The following is a 19,593-nucleotide window of genomic DNA, read 5'->3' as shown; positions in this document are numbered from 1 at the left end:
TTCGAAGCGCCGCTGATCGAGCGCGAGCAGCCGATCGCCCGGAGCCGCAGGCCGGGCGAACCGGAAGTACCCGGTCTCGACCGGCGTGCAGGCCGTCCGCCGGGGTGCTGCCGTGCCCCGCCGTCCCGTACGGATACAAGACGGTCTCCGCGTGCATGACGATCAGTCAAAAGTGGTATGGACTCGGGGCATTCCGCTCACACTGTCGGGGGAGAGCTTGGGGGTGAGCCGAAGTGTCGTCGCGCCTGCGGAATTTCGCCCGACTGGTCACGGGGCTCACTGCCCTGTCGGCCTACGTCGCGTTGCACCTGCTGGTCAGCGTGGGCATGGGCCAGCAGGTGGGCCGGAACGCGACCCTGGCACTCTGGTTCGGGGCGCCCGCCCTGGTGTTGCTCGGGCCGGTCCTGTGGCTGCGCCACCGCCGCCGGTCGGGGGCGGCGGAGCTCGTGCGGATCGTCAGCCGGTACGTGCCGCGCCGGCAGCCGTGGCACAGGGCGCTCCGGCTGGCCAACGGCCTGGGACTGATGCTGTTCGGGGGCGGATTCTACGCGGTCACCGAGTCGGAGAAGCAAGGCCACAAGATGCCGCTGGAGGCGCAGTTCCTGCTGCTGTTCGGCGGTCTGGCGGCCCTGGCGGCAGGCTTCCTGATCTTGCGCCGCACCCGCCCGTACGCGGCTCGACCGGCGGCCCGGGCCCTGCTGCTGAGCGGCCGCCAACCCGTCCTCTACCTGCGCAGTTTCGGTGACGACGACAGCGCCGCCCAGGTCGACGACGTAGCGGAGATCAACCTCCACACGCGGGAGGAGCAGCTCGCGGGCGCTCTGGGCGCCGTCGGCCCCGTGATCGCGGTGGGCCGGCCGGAGGAGCGCCTGCCGCATCTCGGCGCGGCCCGCTTCTACCTGCCGCTGGACGACTGGAAGCCCACCGTGCTGCGGCTGATGGACCTGTCCCAGCTCATCGTCCTGCGCCTCGGGCAGGGGGACGGGCTGTGGTGGGAAGTCGAGCAGGCGCGAACCACCCAGCCCGCGAAGAAACTGGTCCTGCTGGTTCCGGGCGGCGCCCCGTCCGACCTGGTCGCCCGGCTGAGCGCGTACCTGCCCGAGCCCGTACCGCCGGAAGGGTCGGGCACCGGCGAGCACTGGATCTCCGCCGTCATCGTCTTCGACGGCTCCTGGACGCCCCGCGTGTTCCCGGTGGGGCTCCGGCTCAAGGGGTGGCGGGGCTGGAACCAGCGAGCGAGTCTCGGCGCGAGGGAAACGCCCGCAGCCGAGGTGGCTCGTGCGGTGGGGACAGCGCTGGCGTCCTCGGGGCCGCGTCGGCGGACGATGGTCTTGAGAGCCTGGTTCGTGACGCACATCGCTGCTCACACGGGTTTCGGGCTGGTGGTCGCGGTGGTCCTGGCGGGCTGGCTCGGCTATCGGGCACTGCAGTTGATCGGACTCTGGTGAACACGAACTCTGGGGGAAACGTGGACCATCCGCAGCAAGGCAGCACGTTCGAGAGCACGGGCGGGGGCGGAACGGGGCAGCGCCGGGCCGTGACCGGCTGGGGTGTCGCCGTGACGGTCCTGATCCTCCTGTCGCTGCTGTACGACGTCCTGCTCACGGTGGCAGACTGGCGCGTCTACCTCGCGGTCGAGGACGCCCTCGCGGGGAACGCGACCGAGTCGGAGCTCCAGGCGGCCGATGACTTCTCGAGCTTCTTCACCTTCTGGAAGGGCCTGGTACTGGTCGTCGCGGCCGGCGTGGTGTTCCTGGCCTGGCTGTGGCGGGCGCGGATCAACGCGGAGTCGCTGGGCGGCCCGAGCAGCCAGCGCCGGGCCCGGGGCTGGACGGTCGGTGCCTGGATCACCCCGGTGGCGAACCTGTGGATCCCGTACCAGGTCGTGACGGACATCTGGAAGGCCAGCGCGCCCCGGCGGTCGAATCCCGGTCCGCTGCTCGCCGCCTGGTGGGGAGCGTGGGTGATCGGGGGTTACGTGGGGCGGGCCTACACGTACCAGGTCATGCAGGACGCGCTCTCGGAGGACGATCTGCGCCGTGCCGTGTACCTGGGCACCGTGGCCGCCGCACTCGACGTCCTCGCCGGGGTGCTGATCATCTACACCATCCACCGGATCGGCAGCTGGCAGACCCAGCGGCGCGCTGAAGCACTCCGCTGAGCCTGGTCGGCTGTCGGCTGCCGGCTGCCGGCAGCCGACCAGGCGTAGCCGTCAGTACGGCTGGACGAGGACGTGCGCCGCGCCCGGGATGCCCACCTTGAGGAGCTCGTCCTCCTCCGGGGTGGTCGGGGTGCCGGTCTCCTGCTTGAGGATCGCGCGGGACAGGCCCTGGACCCACATGGCGCGCGGGCGGCGGCGCTCCTCCCAGGCGGTGAGGGCGGCCGGGACGGTGTCGGCGGCGTCCAGGCTCTGGGCGAGCACAAGCGCGTCCTCGACGGCCATCGCGGCGCCCTGGGCCAGATGCGGGGTGGAGGCGTGGGCGGCGTCGCCCGCGAGGACGATCCGGCCGACGTGCCACGGGTCCTCGACGGTGACCTGGGAGATCCGCGAGTAGACCACGGCGGCCGGGTCGGTGACCTGCGCCAGCGCCTCGGCGATCGGGCCGTCGAAGCCGGCCAGGCGCTCGCGCAGCTGCTCGTGGGCGCGCTCCGGGTCCGGACGGAAGTTCTCGGCCTCGGCGAACACCGAGCCCAGGTACATGAGTTCCTCGCTGATCGGGGTGAGCAGCGCCTTCGCCTCGAGGTTGCCGGCGGACATCACCACGCCTCGCACCTCGGGGGAACGCGGCAGCGTCACGCGCCAGTTGGCGAAGCCGGTGTACTCGGGGGCGTACGTCTCGCCGTACAGGTGCTTGCGCAGCGGCGAGCCGATGCCGTCGAAGCCGACGACCAGGTCGTAGCGGGCGGCGTGGCCGTCGGTGAGGGTGACGTCGACGCCGCCGCCTGCGCCTGCGCCGCCGCCTGCGCCTGCGCCGCCGCCTGCGCCTGCGCCGCCACCATCGCCGCTGGTGTGGTCCGAGATCGAGGCGATGGTGGTGCCGAAGCGGACGGTCGCGCCGGCCTTGGCGGCCGCGTCGGCGAGGACCCGGGCGAGGGCGGGACGCGGTATGCCGTTGTTGGACGGGGCGTCGCCCATCCGGGGCTGCGGGATCTTGGCGAGGGTGGCGCCGGCCGGGTCGCAGATGGTCAGCACCTCCCACTCGAAGCCGGCGGCCAGGCAGGCGTCCAGGACGCCGATCTCGCGCATCACGTGCAGGGCGTTGGACGGCTGGATGATGCCGACGCCGAGCGCCTCCAACTGCTCGCGCAGCTCGGCGACATCGACGTGGTGGCCGCGCTTGGCCAGGGCGGTGGCGAGGGTGAGGCCGCCGATGCCGCCGCCGTGGACGAGGACGCGCAGGGGTGTGGTCATGCTGGTGCTCCCAGGGAAGTGCGGTTCAGCCGGGGGACGGGTGAGGCTGGGACGACGTGTGAGGCTGGGATGACGGGTGAAGCTGGGATGACGTATAGCCGGGGGAGGAGGAAGGACGGTTCAGCCGACGGGGGAGGCGGCGGCGAGTTCCATCAGGTGGTCGACCAGGGCGAGCAGCAGGTCCCGCCCGAAGGCGCGCTCGCGTACGTCACCGAGCAGCATCGGCACCTGCGGGTCGAGGTCGAGCGCGGCCCGGATCTCGTCGGGGGTACGGGTGTTGGTGTTGTGGAAGCAGTTGATCGCGACCACGAACGGGATGCCCCGGCTCTCGAAGAAGTCGATCGAGGCGAAGCTGGTCTCCAACCTGCGGGTGTCGGCGATGACGATCCCGCCGAGGGCGCCGTTGACCAGGTCGTTCCACATGAACCAGAAGCGTTCCTGCCCGGGCGTGCCGAACAGGTAGACGACCAGCTCGGGGCTGACGGTGATCCGGCCGAAGTCCAGGGCGACGGTGGTGGTGTCCTTCTGGTCGACGCCGGACAGGTCGTCCACGCCGACGCTGGCCCGGGTCAGGTACTCCTCGGTGCGCAGCGGGGTGACCTCGCTGACCGAGCCGACCAGGGTGGTCTTGCCGACGCCGAAGCCGCCGGCGATGAGGATCTTGACGGCGGCCGGGGCGGCCGGGGCGGCCGCGGGGCTGTCGATGGCGGAGTGGGTGGCGGAGTGGGTGGCGGTGGGGTCGCCGATGGCGGAGCGGGGGGTTGCCATGTTCAGAGTCTCCGGAGTCCTTCGCGTACGGCCGTGAGCAGGCCGAGGTCCACGCCCCCGGCGGCCCGGGCCACCGAGAGCGGCGCCCGGGCCTTCAGCAGGCCCTGGGCGACCAGGTCGCCCAGCAGGATCTTGGTGACCGAGACCGGGAGGTCCAGGCCGGCCGACACCTCGGCGACGGCTGCCGGGCGCCGGCAGCGGTCGAGGATCAGACGGTGCTCGGGCTGGAGGCCGCGGGCACCGGCGCGGCTGCCCCGCGCCAGGGCCACGGCGGCCTCCTCCTCGACCGTGGTGAGCACGGTGATGAGGGTGAGGTCGTCCCGCTCGGGCGCGGTGCGGCCGCGGGTGATGGTGTACGGGCGGACCATGCTGCCCGTCTCGTCCTCCGCGTCCTCCTCCAGCTCGCTCCAGTGCGGCACCGCGCCGCGCCGCAGGGGGTCCTCCCGCGCGGCGTCGTTCCCGTACGGGCCCACCCGGGTCAGCCCCGGTTCCGGGCGGCGAACACGTCGAACGAGGCGGGGGCACCAGGGGCGTTCTCGCTGCGGGCCGGGGTGGTGAGCTTCTGGCCGACCTGCTGCACCAGGGTGTGCATCGCGACGGACATCACCTCGGCGTCCACCTCCTGGGAGGCGACCACGGCCAGGTGGGTGCCCTGGGCGGCGGCGATGATGAACAGCCAGCACTCGGCGAGCTCGACGATCACCTGGTGCACCGGCCCGCCGTCGAAGAGCTGCCCGACGCCGCGGGCCAGGCTCTGCTGGCCGGTGGCGACGGCGGCCAGGCGCTCGGCGTCGGCCCGCTCGATGGTGCGGGAGTGGCTCACCACGAGACCGTCGTCGGAGAGCAGGACGGCGTTCCTGGTCCCGGGCACCGAGTCGACGAGTCCGTCCAGCAGCCAGTCCAGGTCCTGGTGGGTGGCGATCGTGCGGTTCATCACTGGTCATCCGTTCGTGTGGTTCGGGAGTCCGCGGCAGGCAGGGCCCAGGGGGAGGGGCCGGGCGCGGGAGCCGGGGGACCGGCGGGGGCGCCGGGGGCGGGGGGAGCCGCCGGGGTGGGGCCCGCGGGCAGCCGGTGCTCGCCGCTGTCCTGCGCCCGGGCGGCACGGGACTGGCGCTGGAAGGCACCGATTGCCGCACCCGCGCGCCGCACCGGGCGGTCGGAGCGCTGGAACGGGCCCGCGGGCGGTGCGGCGGCGTCGGCGGTGACCCCGGTCCCGGCCTGGGACCCGGCCCCGGATCCGGCCTCGACGGGGCGATCGGCGGGGCGCTCGACCCACTGCGGGGCCGGCGGCGGCACCCGCAGCTCGGCGGCCAGGCTGGCCTGCCGCACGCGCTGCGGCAGCGGCGGCTGCCCGCCCTCGGCCGGGCTGTACGGCACCGAGGTGGGGTACTCGCGGGTGCTGCGCCGCTCGGCCAGCCGGTAGTGGTCGGCCGGGCGGTACTGCTCGTCGGCGTACGGGGCCTCGGCCTCGGTGACCCGGGCGTAGGCGATGTCCGGGTAGGCCGGGGTGTCCCCCGCGGGCGCGGGGTCGCCGGGGGAGCTGTGCTCGATCGGATGCTCGGGCGGGAGCGGGGACAGCGGGAGGGCGGATTGCGGGAGGGCGGATTGCGGGAGGGGCTGCTCCTGGAAGGGCGGCTGCGAGGAGGGCCCCTGCGGGAACGGCTCCTGGACGGGAACCGACGGGTACGGCGCCTCCAGGGCGGGGGCCGCCGGCACCGGTGGGAAGGCCTCCTGTACGGCTGCCTCCTGTACGGGTGCCTCCTGGACCGGATCCGCCGGTACGGGACCCTCGTGCGCGGGGGCTGCCGGGTGGGGCACCTCCTGCTCGGGCGCAGCCTGGTAGGGGCCCGCTGGGTAGGGGCCCGCCGGGTAGGGGCCCGCCGGGTAGGGAGCCGCCGCCACCGCCAGTGGCACGGGCGCGGCCTGCGGCACGAAGTGGCCCTGTCCGAAGGACTCCACCGGTGCGACCGGCGGTCCGGCCGGTTCTTGGGCGGGCACCTCGTCGGAGGCCGAGCGCACCGCCCGGCGCGAGCGCCGGACCAGCGGGATGGGCTCGGCGGGCGCGCCGGGGGAGCCGTCCGGCAGCCCGGTGTCGCCGTCGATGACCAGCTCGTCCGGGACGAGCACGACCACCCGGGTACCGCCGAAGGCCGACGGGCGGAACTCGATCTTCAGCCCGTGCAGCGTGGCGAGGCGGGCGACCACGTGGAAGCCGAGGCGGATGTCGTCGGCCCGGGCCAGCACGTCGGTGCGCGGCGGACGGCTCATCAGCTCGTTGGCCGCGTCGTACTGCGCCGGGTCCATGCCCAGGCCGCGGTCCTCGATCTCGATCGCGAGCCCGCGGCCGACCAGGGCGGCCCGGACCTCGACCGGCGTGGGCGGCTTGGAGAAGGTGGTGGCGTTCTCCATCAGCTCGGCGAGCACGTGCGCGACCGGTCCGACGGCCCGCTCGGACAGCCACGGGTGGCCCTCGACGTCGAGCATGATCCGGCGGTAGTCCTGCACCTCGCCCTGCGCGGCGCGCAGCACGTCCAGCAGCGGGACGGGCTTGCGCCAGCGCCGCTGCGGCTGGCCGCCGGCCATGATCACGAGGTTCTCCTCGTAGCGGCGCAGACGGGCGGTGAGGTGGTCGAGGTCGAACAGGCCCTCCAGGACCTCCGGGTCCTCGTGCTTGCGCTCCAGCTCGTCCAGCTTGCGCAGCTGGCGGCCGATCAGCAGCTGGGTGCGGCGGGCGATGCGCTGCAGCAGCCGTTCGAAGCCGCGGTGCTGCTCGGCCTGGCCGACGGCGGCCTCCAGGGCGGAGGCGCGGGCCAGGTTGAGGGCCAGGCCGAGGCGGGCCAGCTCGTCGGTGCCGTTGCCGTGCGGGCCGGCGGTGATGGTGCGGGTCTCGGCCTCGACGTCCACCTGCTCGCCGCGCCCGAGGCGCTCGACCACCTCGGGCAGGGTGCGCCGCATCTCCTCGGCCTGGGTGTGCAGTTCCTTGATGCGGCGGCGCAGCGAGCGGCTGATCCGCCAGGAGGCGATGACCACCGCGACGACCGTGATCAGGCCGATGACGGTGGTCAGCACGACCCGGGTCAGCAGGCTCAGGATGGTGCCCTTGCCGACCTCGACGATGCCGCTGGTGCGGGTCTCGATCGCCTTGACCAGCGGGGGGTTGAGCTGGTCGAGGGCCTGGCGCCACTGGTCCTGGGCGGCGGGCAGCTTGACGGTGCCGGCCGCGTCGGCGGCGGTGGGCTTGGTCAGCTGCTGTTCGACGGCGGCCTTGGCCTGCCAGGCCGGGCTGTTCATCAGGTCGTGCCAGGCGGGGGCCTCGCCGTCCGGGATGTACGGGAGGACCTGGACGGTGAGCAGGTGGTCCTGCGCGCCGATGGCCTGTTGGACGGCCTGGTAGTCGGCGGTGCTCAGCCGGCCGGTGGGCCAGCCGCGAGCCAGGACGGCGTCCTCGCGGGCCAGCATCTCCTTCGCCCAGAAGGCGTTGACCAGGGTCTTGGAGATCCAGGTGACCTCGCCGGTGTCCACGTGGCTGAGCGCGGTGAACAGCCGCAGGTCCACCGCGATCAGGTCGGTGTAGTAGGCGTAGACGGTCTGCTGGTCGACCGATCCGCGGTCCACGGCGGCGCGCTGCTCGGCCAGCTTGCCCATGGCCTGGCGGGCCTCGGCGACGGCGCTGCGCACCTCCCCGGGCGCGCTGTCGGCGGTCTCGCCGGACAGGCTCTGGAACTGGCGCACCGCGTCGTCGGTCGACTGCCGCTGGCGGCGTAGCTGGTCGGTGTTGGCGCCGGGCCGGGCGAGTGCCTCGGCGCTGAGCCGGCGCTCCTCCTGGAGGTTGTAGTAGACGATGTTCGACGGCTGGCCGGCCTTCTGGGCCAGGAGGCCCTGGGCGGCCTGCCGCTGGAAGTCGAAGACGGTCTCGCCGCTGGTGACCGCCCAGAGGACGACGAGGGCGATGCTGGGGACGACGGCCAGGACGAGCAGCGCCGTCCGCAGGGACAGGCGTGGACGCCTGCGGGGGCCCTTCGGCGTCGGGGGCCGCCGATTCGCACGCGCGCGCAGAGCAGACTCCTTGGGGCTGGCGGCCGGCCGGTAAGGGGCCGGGCCGTCCGGGCACGGGTTTTTGACGAAGCGATACTAGTCATACCGTGTGATTGGAGTGAAAGCCCGTTCGCCACCTGGGCGGTGCTTGCACACACATGGGACACAATGTCATTCAGTCGTTGACTGTATGCATGCGGAGCAGGCTGTTCCGGACTCGCTTGACACAGTGTCAACGCGTCGCGCGGCCGGCGGGTGGCCGCCGTGTGAAAACTGTGTGACGCCGTATCGGGAGCGCCCGTGGCAGGTGCTCCACCGGACTCAACGGGACCGGGCCTCGGCGGGTTCACCGGGCACGTTCGCCGGTGCGGTCCGTCGGAAGGCTCAGTCCGCCAGGAGGCGGGAGCGGGTGGCCTCCAGCTCGGCCGCCAGGACCCGACCGGCGGCCTCCGGGTCGCCCTCGTGAACGGCGCGGACGAGAGCGGCGTGCGAGTCGTAGCCCTGGTTCGGGTCCTCGGCCCGAAGGTCGAACAGGCCGATCAGGGTGACCAGTTGCTCCCGCAGAACCGGGGCGAACTGGGCGAAGAGGTCGTCCAGGACGGGATTGTGGGCAGCGGTCACGAGGGCGGTGTGCAGGGCGATGTCGGCGTCCACGAAGGCGGTGTCGTCGGCCCCGCCCGCCGCGCGGCGGGCCGCCAGTGCGGCGTCGAGGGCGGCGAGGTCCGCCTCCGTGCGCCGGGTGGCCGCGAGGCGGGCGGCCTGCACCTCGACCATCGTCCGCACCTCGTAGACGTGCGCCAGTTCGGCGCGGCGCAGCCGGGCAGGCCAGTCCTCGGCGGGGCGGTCGGCGGTGACGAACACCCCGGAGCCCTGGCGGCTCTGCACCATTGCGGCCGCGGCGAGCGTGCGCAGCGCCTCCCGGATCGTCGAGCGGCCGACACCCAACTCCTTGGCCAGTGCGACCTCGCCCGGCAGCTTCCCGCCCACCGGCCACTGGCCGGACCGGATCTGCTCCTCGATCCGCGCGGCGGCCTGCTCGGCGAGGGGGGAGGGGCGGAGCGGGATCATCGGGCTCACCTGTCAGGTTGTCTGAGGACTTGTGTCGTGGGTACTCTACCCAACATGCAGCCGTGGATCCTCCCCGTGGGGGGCCTTCTTCTTGGTGGCCGCAGCGGGGCGTGACCGGACCGGCACCCCGCTGCGGGGCGCCGACCTGCCGGTCACCGGTATGCGTCATGAGGAACTCGCATGATCTTCCCGACCCTGCACGCCCCCGCCGGGCCCGTCCCGGCCGACACCCCCGCCTGGAACCCGCAACGCGGCGGCGCCATGCCCTCCCACCGCTACCGCCCCGCCCACGACCGGGTCCACGTCCCCGCCCTGATGCGGCGCTGGCCCGGCCGGCGCATCGAGCGGGCGCCGCTGTGGGTGCCCGTCGACCTGCGGGACGGCAACCAGGCCCTCGCCGAACCGATGGACCCGACGCGCAAGCAACGGATGTTCGACCTCTTCCTGGCCATGGGCTTCAAGGAGATCGAAGTCGGCTACCCCTCCGCCAGCCGCGCCGACTTCGACTTCGTCCGCCAACTCGCCACCACCCCCGGCGCCGTCCCCGAAGACGTCACGGTCGTCGTCTTCACCGCCGCCCGGGCGGACCTGATCGAGCGCACCTTCGAGGCCGTCGCCGGCCTGCCGCACGTCGTCGTCCACCTCTACACCGCGACCGCGCCGCTGTGGCGGGACGTCGTCCTCGGCAAGGAACGGGCGGAGCTGCGGGCGCTCATCACCGAAGCCGCCACCCACACGGCCCGGCTCGGGGAGGGCCGGGACGGCCTGCGGTTCCAGTTCTCGCCCGAGGTGTTCAACCTGACCGAACCCGACTACGTGCTGGAGGTGTGCAACGGGCTGACCCGGCTGTGGGACGCGAGTCCCGACCGTCCGGTCATCCACAACCTGCCGGCGACCGTCGAGATCGCCACACCCAACGTCTACGCCGACCAGATCGAGTACATGGACCGGCACCTGGAACGGCGCGACGCGGTGATCCTCTCCGTCCACCCGCACAACGACCGGGGCACGGGCGTCGCCTGCGCCGAACTCGCGGTGCTGGCCGGCGCACAGCGGATCGAAGGCTGCCTGTTCGGCAACGGCGAGCGCACCGGGAACGTCGACCTGGTCACCCTGGCACTCAACCTGCACACCCAGGGCGTCGACCCGATGCTCGACCTGTCCGACATCGACGAGATCCGGCGCACCGTCGAACACTGCAACCGGCTGCCCGTCCACGAACGACACCCGTACGCCGGCGACCTGGTGCACACCGCCTTCTCCGGCACCCACCAGGACGCCATCAAGAAGGGGTTCGTGCAACACGCCAAAACCGCCGCCGAACTGGGCGTCCCCGAACGGGAGGCACCCTGGTCGGTGCCCTACCTGCCGATCGACCCGGCCGACCTGGGCCGCGACTACGAGGCGGTGATCCGCGTCAACAGCCAGTCCGGCAAGGGCGGCATCGCCTATCTGCTGCGCGCCGGCGAAGGGCTCGAGCTGCCCCGACGACTGCAGATCGAGTTCGCGCGGACCGTACAGCAGGCGACCGACGACAGCGGCAGGGAAGTGACGGGCGAGGAGCTGTACCGGCTGTTCCGGGCGGAGTACCTCGATGAGAGTTCCTCATGGGCCTGGCAGGTGGGTGACGACTGGGCCGAGGTCGACGGACGGCGCGGCACCGGCGTCGGACCGCTGGACGCCGTCGCGGACGCGGTCGGGGCAGAGATCCTCTCCTTCAGCGAACACGCGGTGGGCTCCGGGCCCGAAGCGGTCGCCTACGTCGAGGCACGGATCGGAGGCCGGGTCGTCTGGGGCGCCGGACGGGACACCTCCGTCCTCACAGCCGGCGTACGGGCGGTGCTGAGCGCGGCGGGCCGGGCCGCCGCCGGCGGCGCTACCGGGAAGGTCATGAGGGGGACTCATGGGTCGGGGTCATGAGGGGGGTTCATGGGTCGGGGTCATGAGCGGGGCTCATGGGTCGGGGTCATGAGAGGGACTCATGGGTCGGGGTCATGCGAGGAACTCATAGGCCGGGGTCATGAGAGGGACTCATGGAGCCCCGTCCGCCGTGACGCCGAACCGAGCGGAACACCGTCCGGACGGCAGTCCGTCCGATCTGCCTGAGGCCGCTCGGCCTGAGGGCCGCTCCGCCTGATGGTCGGTCAGCGTCCGAGCTCCACGACGGTCTCCCGGGTCAGCTCCTGTGCCCGGGAGACCGTCGCGGTCAGGTCGTGCGCCGATCCGCCGGGTGCCGCGAGGAGGGTGCGGACTCGCCGGCCGAAGTCCTCGGGTGCGGCGGTGAGTTGCTCGGCGACGGCCAGGGCACCCTTCTCGTTGAGGCACCAGCGGCGGTCGTGGGCGTGCAGGGCCTGCACCAGGACGCCGAACGCCTGGGACAGGCAGAGCGAGACGTACAGCGCGTCCGCGCGGGCGGCTCCCTTCTCGGCGACGTCGAGCAGGAACCCGGCCTCCCAGGCGGCCGCCGTCAGGGCCTCGCGGAGCGGCTCGGGGTAGCGTGCGGCCTGCCGCTTCAGAGCCGTCAACTCGCCGGCAGGGTCGGCAAGTACCTGCCCGCACGCCACCTCGCCGGGGTAGCAGGGCGACCAGAATCCGAGCGGATGGCCCGGTTGCACCCCTACCTCGTAGCGGCCCTCGCGGCAGTCCGCCCACACCTGCTCGACGCGGTCCAGGTCCCGCAGGATCCAGTCCACGGCGACGCCGTCGACCCGCAGCCACGCGCCGCCGTTCACCCACGGCCCCCAGCCGCCCGGCCCGGCGACCTCCACGCCGGGGCCGGCCAGTGCCCGCAGCGCTTCCAGGTCGAGGTCGCCCCGGTAGTACACCCCGAGATCCCAGTCCGAGCCCGCACTGTGCTCGCCCCGCGCCCGGCTGCCCCCGAGCATCACGCCCACCACGCCCGGCACGGTGGTCAGTTGATCGGCCATGCCCTCGATGATCGTTCGCATGGACAGAGTCTGACAGAGCGAAAGGCGGAAGGGTCGAACGGCCGAGGGGAATGGAGGACGAGGTGAGGGAAGCAGAGGAGGTGAACTCACTCCTCGCCACTCTCAAGATATAGAGCCACGGGGGCCTTGCCGCAAGGCCCCCGTCATGCCGCAGAATCACCAACTCAAGCCCAAGGACCGGCGAAAACGGGAGAGTCACGAATGCGAGTGGTGTTGTCGGCGTACGGGTCGCGCGGGGATGTCGAGCCGCTGGCCGGGTTGGCGCTGCGGCTGCGGGAGCTCGGCGTGCAGGTGCGGGTGTGCGCGCCGCCGGACGAGGAGTTCGCGGCGCGGCTGGCCGAGGTCGGGGTGGACCTGGTGCCGGTCGGCCAGTCGGTGCGTTCGCTGGTGAGCGGGCCGCCGCCGGCGCCGTCGGACCTGCCGAAGCGGGCGGCCGCGCTGGTCGAGCAGTTCTACGAGGCGGTGCTCGGGGCGGCCGAGCCGGGTGGCGCGGTGGTGGCGACCGGGCTGTTCCCGGCCGTGGCCGGGGCGCAGGCGGCAGCCGAGAAGCTGGGCGCGCGCTTCGCGTACCTCGCGCTGCAGCCGACCGTCCTTCCCTCCCCGCACCACCGGCCGTTCGAGTACCCGATACAGCCGTACCCGGCGGAGGTGACCGACCACCGGGAGCTGTGGGAACTCAACATCGGGGCCATGAACGCGCTGTTCGGCGGGCCGGTCAACGACCACCGGGCGGCCGTCGGGCTGCCGGTGGTCGAGAACGTCCGCGACCACGTCCTCACCGACCGCCCGTGGCTGGCCACCGACCCGACGCTCGACCCGTGGCGGCTGCCGGCCGACCTCGAGGTGGAGCAGACCGGCGCGTGGATCCTGCCGGACGAGCGCCCGCTGCCCGCCGACCTGGAGGCCTTCCTGGCGGCCGGCGAGGCACCGGTGTACGTCGGCTTCGGCAGCATGCCGCTGCGCGACGCGCCGGGCGCGGCCCGGGCGGCGGTCGACGCCGTCCGCGCGCAGGGCCGCCGGGTGCTGCTGGGACGCGGCTGGGCCCAGCTGGCCGAGGTCGACGGCGCGGACGACTGCTTCGCCGTCGGGGAGGTCAACCAGCAGGCGCTGTTCCGTCGGGTCGCGGCCGTCGTCCACCACGGCGGCGCGGGCACCACCACCACGGCCGCCCGCGCCGGTGTGCCCCAGGTCCTGGTCCCGCAGATCGTCGACCAGCCGTACTGGGCGTCGCGGGTGGCCGAGTTGGGCATCGGCGTCGCCCACGACGGCCCCACCCCGACGGCCGACTCCCTGGCCACCGCCCTCCGGCAGGCCCTGACCCCGGAGACCACCCGGCGGGCCGCCGCCGTCGCGGGCGAGATCCGCACGGACGGCACCGCGGTGGCGGCGAGGCTGCTGCTGGACGCGGTGGGCTGAAACCGTTCCCCGGGCGGAGTGGGAAGTCGGCGGGGCCGACTTCCCACCCCCCAGCAGGGCAGGAGGGCGGCTCGGTGAGGTACTTGGTGCCCTCGTCCGGGAGCTTGTTGCCGTTCTTGTCGAAGAACTGCCAGGACGTCGCCCGCATCGTCCCCGGGCGGGCGACCACCATGCGGCGGGTCGGGGAGTCGCCGACGGTGACGGGCTGGGGCTCGGTGGTCGTGCCGTCCGCCCAGGTCACCAGCACCCGGCCGACGTCGGGGCCGATGGAGAGCGTCACCACGTCCGCCGGCGGCACGATGCCGTCCTTGCTGCTGCGGCCGAACAGGCCGCCGCCGTGGACGGTCCGCTCGCGCGGGTCGAGCTTGCCCGGGGACGGGGTGCTGCCCTCCGCGTCGTGGCCCAGGCGCACCCCGTCCACGGTGAAGTAGGTGTTGATGACATCGGAGTCGGGGTCCCAGTACTGGGCGACGTACTCCGGAGTGGGCTTGGGGACGGTGGAGTCGAAGGGCGTGCGCTCCTGCCACACCGCCAGCGCCTGTTCGTACGCCCGCTCCTTCGGCGCCGCCGGCCAGAGCGCCTGCCAGATCTCCCAGGTCTTGCCGTTGGCGACACCCTGCCCGAGCCGGACCCGGACCGGGGTGAACGGGTCGCGCGCGCCGGGGGTGGCGGCTCCGGCCGTCGGGACGGTGGCGGACTCGCCGACCGCTCCGGTTCCGGCGGCTCCGGTCCCGACAGCTCCGGCGCCGGCGGGGGCTCCGATCCCGGCGGGGGCGACATGCTGGGTGGCCGCCGGGCCGGGGTGCAACTGCGCCAGCACCCCGCCCGTCAGGGCCACCACCGAGGCCAGCGCCACCGCGCCGACCACCGTACGGCGGCGGTTCCGCCGCCGGTGGCCGCCCGCCACGATGTCCGCGACCGGTGCCGGGCCGACCTTCGCCTCCGCCGCCGCCTCGGCCAGGCCGAGCCCGATCCACAGGTCCTTGCCGGCGTCCACGTCCGCGCTCATACCGCTCCTCCGATGTGTGTCGTGTCCTTGAGTCCCACCAGCTCCGTGACCTGCCGCAGCCGCGCGATGCCCTTCGCCGCGTGGCTGCGCACCGCGCCGACCGAGCACCCCATGGCCGTCGCCGTCTGGCTGTCGCTCAGGTCCTCCCAGTGCCGCAGCACCACCGCCTCCCGCTGGCGCGGCGGCAGCGTCGCCAGCGCGGTGAGCAGCGCCCCGCGCTGGTCGGACCGGGCGAACCCGTCCTCCGGTCCCGCCGCGTCCGGCACCGCGTCCACCAGCAGCTCCGGCAGCCGGCGCCGCCACCGGCGGGCGTGCTGGTTGACCAGGATCCGCCGCACGTAGGCGTACGGATCGTCCGCCCGCCGTACCTTCGACCAGGCCGCGCAGGCCTTCTCCGCCGCGGACTGCACCAGGTCCTCCGCCGCGTACTGCTCGCCGGCCAGCAGGTACGCCGTCCGTACCAGGCGCGGCCAGACCGCGACGATGAACGCCTGGAACTCGTCGTTCGGCCCGCTCTTCGCTTCTCCCATGAGCACCTCCTCACCCACCCAGAGCCCAGGTGCGGACGGAAGCGCTTACTCCCGTGCGGGCCCTCCTGCAGAGCCACGGCCGGAAGGGCCGCCGGGGATCGACGCGAGGTGCGGAGGGGCTGGGGGCCGGCGCGGGCAGCGGCCTGACCGAAGGCCTGGCGGAAGGCCTGGCGGGTGGCCGGGCACAAGGCGGGGCAAAAAGCCTGGCAGGAGGCCTGAAGGCCGCGCGTAAATCCGCTTGGGAATCCGTGGGCCGGGTCGCTACCATCCAGCCGATGATCCTTTCTCATGACGTATCAGGCAGCGGGCCCGCCGTGGTGCTGCTGCACTCCTCGGTATGCGACCGGCGGATGTGGGACGCGCAGTGGCAGCGGCTGGTCGACGCCGGGTACCGGGCGGTGCGGTGCGACTTCCGGGGCTTCGGTGACTCGCCGCTCGCGGACGGCCCCTACAGCGACGCCGGGGATGTCCTGGCCCTGCTGGACCACCTGGGCATCGAGTCCGCGGCGCTGGTCGGCTCCTCGCACGGCGGCCGGATCGCCCTGACGGCGGCCGCGCTGCGCCCGGACGCGGTGACGGCGCTGGTGCTGCTGGCCCCGGGCATGCCCGGGCACCAGCCCAGCGAGACGCTGCGTGCCTTCGGGGGCCGCGAGGACGAGCTGATCGAGGCCGGGGACATCGACGGGGCCGTCGAGCTGAACGTCGAGACCTGGCTGGGGCCGGAGGCGGACGAGACGGTCCGCGCGAACGTCCGGCGGATGCAGCGGCACGCCTTCGACGTGCAGGCGGAGGCGACGACCGGCCCGGACCGGGAGGACGTCGACCTCTCCCTGATCAAGGCCCCCACCCTGGCCGTCGGCGGCGCCCACGACGTGCCGGACTTCCGCGAGATCGCCGCCGCCCTCCCCGGCTTGCTCCCGAACGCCCGATACCTCGAACTGTCCTGGTCCGGCCACCTGCCGAGCCTGGAGCGGCCGGAGGAGACGACCGCCCTGGTGCTGGACTTCCTGCGGGAGGCCGCGGACGCGCGGTAGCGGCCCGGTTGCCGGGCCACGGCGGAGGAGCGGGACGTCGGATCGGCCGACTTTCCGCTCCCTGCTTCCCGCCCGTTTCAGCGCCCCGGAGAGTGGCGCCGCCCGGCCGACGTCATGCCTGCACGCCGGCCGCCTGCACGCCGGCCGCCTGCACGCCGGCCGCCTGCACGCCGGCCGCCGGCACACCGGCCGGTGTCACACCGGCAGACCGGTCGGCGTCACACCGGCTGACGTCACGCCGGCCGCGTCGAGGCGGGCGAGGAGTGCGCGGCACTGGCGTTGCAGCTTCTCGTCCTCCTCGATCGTCCCGAACCGGCCGCCCCGGCGCGGCAGTTCGAGCTGCGCCCGCAGCAGCGGGACGGCCGGCGCGGCGGCGGCACCCATCCGCTCCAGGCAGGCGGCGACGTGGCCGCCGGTCGCGGAGTTCCTCTCCCAGGCCGGGAGCAGCGCGCCGAGGACGGCCGGGGCCTCGGGCTCGCCGCCGATCTCCCACAGCGCGGCGGCGCAGTGGACGCGCACCCAGTCGTAGTCGTCGGCCAGCAACGCGCGCAGCCGGGGCAGGGCGGCCGCCGCGGCGGGACCGATCCCGCCGAGGACGTCGGCGGCCTCGTTCACCCGGAAGGGGCCGGTGGCATCGAGCGCGGGGAGCAGCAGCGGCAGGACCTCCGCCGGATCGCCTCCGACCGCCCACAGCGCGGCGAGGGCGGCGGCCACCACGCTCGGATCCGCCTCGGCGGCCGTCGTCAGCGCCCGGATCCGCGCCAACGTGCCCGAGCCCGAGCCCGAGCCCGAGTCGGCACCCGTACCCGTGCCCGCACCTGCGGCCGCCGGGCCGAAGCGCCGCAGGTTCTGCAGCGCGGTGGAGGCGGTACGCCACTGTTTCTCCCGCACCGCCGCGTCGAGCACCTCCGTGACGGCCGGCAGCGCCGCCGTGTCCCCGAGCGCCCCGAGGGCGGCGAGGACCGATCCCACCTCCGTGTCGCTCCACTGCGTATCCAGGTCGAAGCCCCGCAGCATCTTGGCCAGGCGTGGCGCCAAGGTCCCTGCAGCGGAGGGGAGATGGCGCGCGACACCGACCGCCCGCCAGGCGTCGGCTCCGCTGTCCAGCGCCGTCAGCAGTCCCGGCCGGGCCCGTTCGTCGCCGAGGTGGGCCAGCGCCAGTACCGCCTCCTGGTGGGCCCGGCGCCGGTGCGGCTGGGGCGAGGACCACACCTCGGGCCCGAACTCCGCGCGCTGGGCCGCGACGAGGGCGGCGAGGGCCTCGCGGGCGGGGCCGGCGACGGCGTGGCAGGTGCCGAGGACGGCCGCGGCCTCGGCAACCACCTCGGGATGCGGGTCGGCCAGCCGCTCGGCGACCATGCCGATGAGCGAACCGTGGTCGCCCCGCCAGGACGTGACGAGCTCGGCGGTCATCCGCAGGGCGTCGAGGCGGGCGCCGGGATCCGGGCTGCGCAGCTGCTCCGCGAGCAGTGCGGTGCGGTCGACCACCCGGGCGTCCAGCACCTGGTGGAAGGTGCGCAGCAGCCGGGTGGTCGGCGAGTGGACCACCGAGTGGCGCTCCAACTCCTCGAATGCGGCGATGACGTACCCCGGAGCGCTGCCCGGCTCGATCGGCGGCTTCTCCTGGACGGGCCGGGGCGAAACCCACCAGCCGTCGGCCGGCTCCGCCTCCCGCCGCAGCAGCCCGATCGCGGCCGTGACCTCGCCCCCGCCCGGCTCCGTCGCGCAGCGGGTGCGGTGGACGAGGGCGGCGAGCCGGGTGGTGGTGTCCAGGGCCTCGTCGTCGGCCAGGGCGGTGAGCCACGCCGTCGCCTCGCCCACCGCCTCGGGGCGGCGCAGGGCCAGCGTGGCCATCGCCTCGACCAGCAGCAGCCGTTCGACCACCCCGGGTTCGGCGCTCAGCCGCTCGCGCAGCACCGCCACCGCGCGCGGGACGTCGTCGACGAGCAGCCCGAGCGCGGGGATGGCGGCCTGCCGCAGCAAGCGGTCGGCGTCGTGGTCCGAGGCGAACCGCACGAACACGTCCGCGCGCCGGCGCAGGAGGGCCAGCGAGTCGGAAACGTCCCCACCGGCGAACCCGTACGCCTCGTGGTCCGCCGCCTCGCGGCCGATGCTCACCAGCAGCTCGACGATCGCGGCCCGCCCGGGCACGGCGGGGTCGTCCACCAGCTCGAAAAGGAACGGCAGGGTGGCCGTGGTGGCAGAGTAGATGCTGCCCTGGTGGAGGACGGCGCTGTAGTAGTGGTCGAGTGCGGCGGCCCGCTCCTGCTCGTCCGGCGAGGCCAGGGCCGCCAGCAGGTCCGGCACCTCCTCGGCGCTCCCGTAGGCGTGCGACAGCCGCTCCCAGTCGATGTCGTGCAGTCCGTTGAACATGATCGGCACTCTGCCGGACCGGTCTGACAGCGGGACCGGTCCGGCAGCCAGGGCCCGGCCCGTCCTCGCCGCCCGAGGGCGGGGGCGACAATCGGCCAGGGCGGGGAAACCCGCGACTCGAACGTGTGTCGGGCGCCATCATGGCTGGGTGCACTTCACCTCGGAGATCAGCTCGGACGGCGTCACGCAGCGCGGCTTTACCCTCGACGGTGTGCCCGGTGTGCCCGGTGTGCCCGGTGTGCCCGGTGTGCTCTGGTGGCCGGACGGGCGGCCGCTCGACGGGCGGCCGCTGGTGCTGCTCGGGCACGGGGGTGGCGGCGACAAGCTGGCGGTGGCGGAGCGGGCCCGGAGGTGTGTCGCGCGGTACGGCTTCGGCGCGGTGTCACTGGACGCGCCGGGGCACGGGGAGCGGCCGCGCACCGCGCAGGACGAGCGGTTCGTGACGGAGATCGGGGAGTTGCTGGCGGCCCGGCGGCCGATCAGCGCGTGGGTGGCGCGGTACACGGCGGCGCTCGCGGAGCGGGCGGTGCCGGAGTGGGTGGCCGTGCTGGATGCGCTCGGCACGGTGGGGGAGGGCCTCGGCCCGGTCGGGTTCTGGGGGCTGTCGTTGGGGAGTGCGGTCGGCATTCCGCTCGCGGCGGCCGAACCGCGCATCGTCGCGGCGGTGTTCGGGCTGGCGGGGCACGCGGCGCAGGCGGAGGCGGCGGCGCGGGTGGGCGTGCCGTTGGAGTTCGTCCTGCAGTGGGACGACGAGCTGGTTCCGCGCGAGGGGGCGCTGGCATTGTTCGGCGCGTTCGGTTCGCGGGAGAAGACGCTGCACGCCAACCCCGGCGGCCACCTGGAGGTGCCGGACTTCGAGGTGGCGGCCTCGGAGCGCTTCCTGGTCCGGCACTTGGGTGTGGGTAAGGGCGTCCGCCAGTAGGTCATCGGATGCGGGGGCTTCGAGGCCGGGTATCCCAGCGGTAGAGGGTCCAAGCCCGTCTGATTAGGCAGCGGACAG

Annotated in this window: 16 protein-coding genes; 7 read left to right on the top strand and 9 right to left on the bottom strand. The window is 73.8% G+C overall.

Going from position 1 to position 19,593, the window contains the following annotated elements; all coding sequences use genetic code 11:
* The first annotated feature begins 233 nt into the window (after positions 1–233).
* Positions 234–1,448, top strand: coding sequence for a transferase (locus tag ACZ52R_RS37445; protein ID WP_465662105.1), 1,215 nt, complete (start codon positions 234–236; stop codon positions 1,446–1,448).
* 110 nt (positions 1,449–1,558) lie between these two features.
* Positions 1,559–2,161 (top strand): DUF4328 domain-containing protein, encoded by a 603-nt coding sequence (locus ACZ52R_RS37440; protein WP_465755017.1) that lies wholly within the window; start codon positions 1,559–1,561, stop codon positions 2,159–2,161.
* Between the two features lie 51 nt (positions 2,162–2,212).
* Here ACZ52R_RS37440 and ACZ52R_RS37435 read toward each other — a convergent pair whose 3' ends face one another.
* From ACZ52R_RS37435 to ACZ52R_RS37410, 6 genes are all read right to left on the bottom strand, one after another.
* Entirely contained in the window at positions 2,213–3,412 is a 1,200-nt protein-coding gene (locus ACZ52R_RS37435) for an FAD-dependent monooxygenase (RefSeq protein WP_465621974.1), read from the bottom strand.
* A 120-nt stretch (positions 3,413–3,532) separates the two neighbouring features.
* On the bottom strand, positions 3,533–4,180 hold the full coding sequence (locus ACZ52R_RS37430; RefSeq protein WP_465662111.1) for a GTP-binding protein: 648 nt from the start codon (positions 4,178–4,180) through the stop codon (positions 3,533–3,535).
* A gap of 2 nt (positions 4,181–4,182) precedes the next feature.
* On the bottom strand, positions 4,183–4,653 hold the full coding sequence (locus tag ACZ52R_RS37425; protein ID WP_465621970.1) for a DUF742 domain-containing protein: 471 nt from the start codon (positions 4,651–4,653) through the stop codon (positions 4,183–4,185).
* A gap of 5 nt (positions 4,654–4,658) precedes the next feature.
* On the bottom strand, positions 4,659–5,114 hold the full coding sequence (locus ACZ52R_RS37420) for a roadblock/LC7 domain-containing protein (protein ID WP_360490420.1): 456 nt from the start codon (positions 5,112–5,114) through the stop codon (positions 4,659–4,661).
* Positions 5,114–8,023 (bottom strand): sensor histidine kinase, encoded by a 2,910-nt coding sequence (locus ACZ52R_RS37415; RefSeq protein ID WP_465755032.1) that lies wholly within the window; start codon positions 8,021–8,023, stop codon positions 5,114–5,116. The genes ACZ52R_RS37420 and ACZ52R_RS37415 overlap by 1 nt, the downstream gene beginning before the upstream one ends.
* Before the next feature lie 576 nt (positions 8,024–8,599).
* The gene (locus ACZ52R_RS37410) at positions 8,600–9,283 is read right to left on the bottom strand and encodes a FadR/GntR family transcriptional regulator (RefSeq protein WP_465662113.1); all 684 of its coding nucleotides are present in this window, start codon (positions 9,281–9,283) and stop codon (positions 8,600–8,602) included.
* 180 nt (positions 9,284–9,463) lie between these two features.
* Between ACZ52R_RS37410 and ACZ52R_RS37405 the strand changes: the two genes are divergently transcribed.
* The gene (locus ACZ52R_RS37405) at positions 9,464–11,203 is read left to right on the top strand and encodes a 2-isopropylmalate synthase (RefSeq protein WP_465755016.1); all 1,740 of its coding nucleotides are present in this window, start codon (positions 9,464–9,466) and stop codon (positions 11,201–11,203) included.
* Between the two features lie 224 nt (positions 11,204–11,427).
* Here ACZ52R_RS37405 and ACZ52R_RS37400 read toward each other — a convergent pair whose 3' ends face one another.
* Positions 11,428–12,231, bottom strand: a complete 804-nt coding sequence (locus ACZ52R_RS37400; protein ID WP_465755015.1) for a DUF4037 domain-containing protein — start codon at positions 12,229–12,231, stop codon at positions 11,428–11,430.
* Positions 12,232–12,432: 201 nt separating this feature from the next.
* Here ACZ52R_RS37400 and ACZ52R_RS37395 point away from each other — a divergent pair, with 201 nt between their 5' ends.
* Together ACZ52R_RS37395 and ACZ52R_RS37390 are read left to right on the top strand one after the other, a co-directional pair.
* A complete protein-coding gene (locus ACZ52R_RS37395; protein WP_465755014.1) occupies positions 12,433–13,647 on the top strand; it encodes a glycosyltransferase in 1,215 nt (404 codons plus the stop codon).
* 107 nt (positions 13,648–13,754) lie between these two features.
* Positions 13,755–14,078 (top strand): hypothetical protein, encoded by a 324-nt coding sequence (locus ACZ52R_RS37390; protein WP_465755013.1) that lies wholly within the window; start codon positions 13,755–13,757, stop codon positions 14,076–14,078.
* 574 nt (positions 14,079–14,652) lie between these two features.
* Here ACZ52R_RS37390 and ACZ52R_RS37385 read toward each other — a convergent pair.
* Positions 14,653–15,186 carry a SigE family RNA polymerase sigma factor gene (locus ACZ52R_RS37385; protein WP_465621958.1) on the bottom strand — a complete coding sequence of 178 codons (534 nt, stop codon included), beginning with the start codon at positions 15,184–15,186 and terminating at the stop codon, positions 14,653–14,655.
* A 275-nt stretch (positions 15,187–15,461) separates the two neighbouring features.
* Here ACZ52R_RS37385 and ACZ52R_RS37380 point away from each other — a divergent pair, with 275 nt between their 5' ends.
* On the top strand, positions 15,462–16,220 hold the full coding sequence (locus ACZ52R_RS37380; protein WP_465621956.1) for an alpha/beta fold hydrolase: 759 nt from the start codon (positions 15,462–15,464) through the stop codon (positions 16,218–16,220).
* A 195-nt stretch (positions 16,221–16,415) separates the two neighbouring features.
* Here ACZ52R_RS37380 and ACZ52R_RS37375 read toward each other — a convergent pair whose 3' ends face one another.
* Positions 16,416–18,593 (bottom strand): HEAT repeat domain-containing protein, encoded by a 2,178-nt coding sequence (locus ACZ52R_RS37375; RefSeq protein ID WP_465755012.1) that lies wholly within the window; start codon positions 18,591–18,593, stop codon positions 16,416–16,418.
* A 148-nt stretch (positions 18,594–18,741) separates the two neighbouring features.
* Between ACZ52R_RS37375 and ACZ52R_RS37370 the strand changes: the two genes are divergently transcribed.
* A complete protein-coding gene (locus ACZ52R_RS37370; RefSeq protein WP_465755011.1) occupies positions 18,742–19,515 on the top strand; it encodes a dienelactone hydrolase family protein in 774 nt (257 codons plus the stop codon).
* The last annotated feature ends 78 nt before the right edge of the window (positions 19,516–19,593 follow it).

This window comes from Kitasatospora sp. NPDC034023 (assembly GCF_055575795.1).
The sequence above is the reverse complement of the archived record's forward strand: the minus strand, read 5'-3'. Positions and strand labels throughout refer to the sequence as shown.

Excerpts from the sequence above, each read along its gene's own strand:
- ACZ52R_RS37375 (WP_465755012.1), bottom strand. The coding sequence starts at position 18,593 with ATGTTCAACGGACTGCACGACATCGACTGGGAGCGGCTGTCGCACGCC.
- ACZ52R_RS37420 (WP_360490420.1), bottom strand. The coding sequence starts at position 5,114 with ATGAACCGCACGATCGCCACCCACCAGGACCTGGACTGGCTGCTGGAC.
- ACZ52R_RS37435 (WP_465621974.1), bottom strand. The coding sequence starts at position 3,412 with ATGACCACACCCCTGCGCGTCCTCGTCCACGGCGGCGGCATCGGCGGC.
- ACZ52R_RS37430 (WP_465662111.1), bottom strand. The coding sequence starts at position 4,180 with ATGGCAACCCCCCGCTCCGCCATCGGCGACCCCACCGCCACCCACTCC.
- ACZ52R_RS37385 (WP_465621958.1), bottom strand. The coding sequence starts at position 15,186 with ATGGGAGAAGCGAAGAGCGGGCCGAACGACGAGTTCCAGGCGTTCATC.
- ACZ52R_RS37380 (WP_465621956.1), top strand. The coding sequence starts at position 15,462 with ATGATCCTTTCTCATGACGTATCAGGCAGCGGGCCCGCCGTGGTGCTG.
- ACZ52R_RS37405 (WP_465755016.1), top strand. The coding sequence starts at position 9,464 with ATGATCTTCCCGACCCTGCACGCCCCCGCCGGGCCCGTCCCGGCCGAC.
- ACZ52R_RS37410 (WP_465662113.1), bottom strand. The coding sequence starts at position 9,283 with ATGATCCCGCTCCGCCCCTCCCCCCTCGCCGAGCAGGCCGCCGCGCGG.
- ACZ52R_RS37400 (WP_465755015.1), bottom strand. The coding sequence starts at position 12,231 with ATGCGAACGATCATCGAGGGCATGGCCGATCAACTGACCACCGTGCCG.
- ACZ52R_RS37395 (WP_465755014.1), top strand. The coding sequence starts at position 12,433 with ATGCGAGTGGTGTTGTCGGCGTACGGGTCGCGCGGGGATGTCGAGCCG.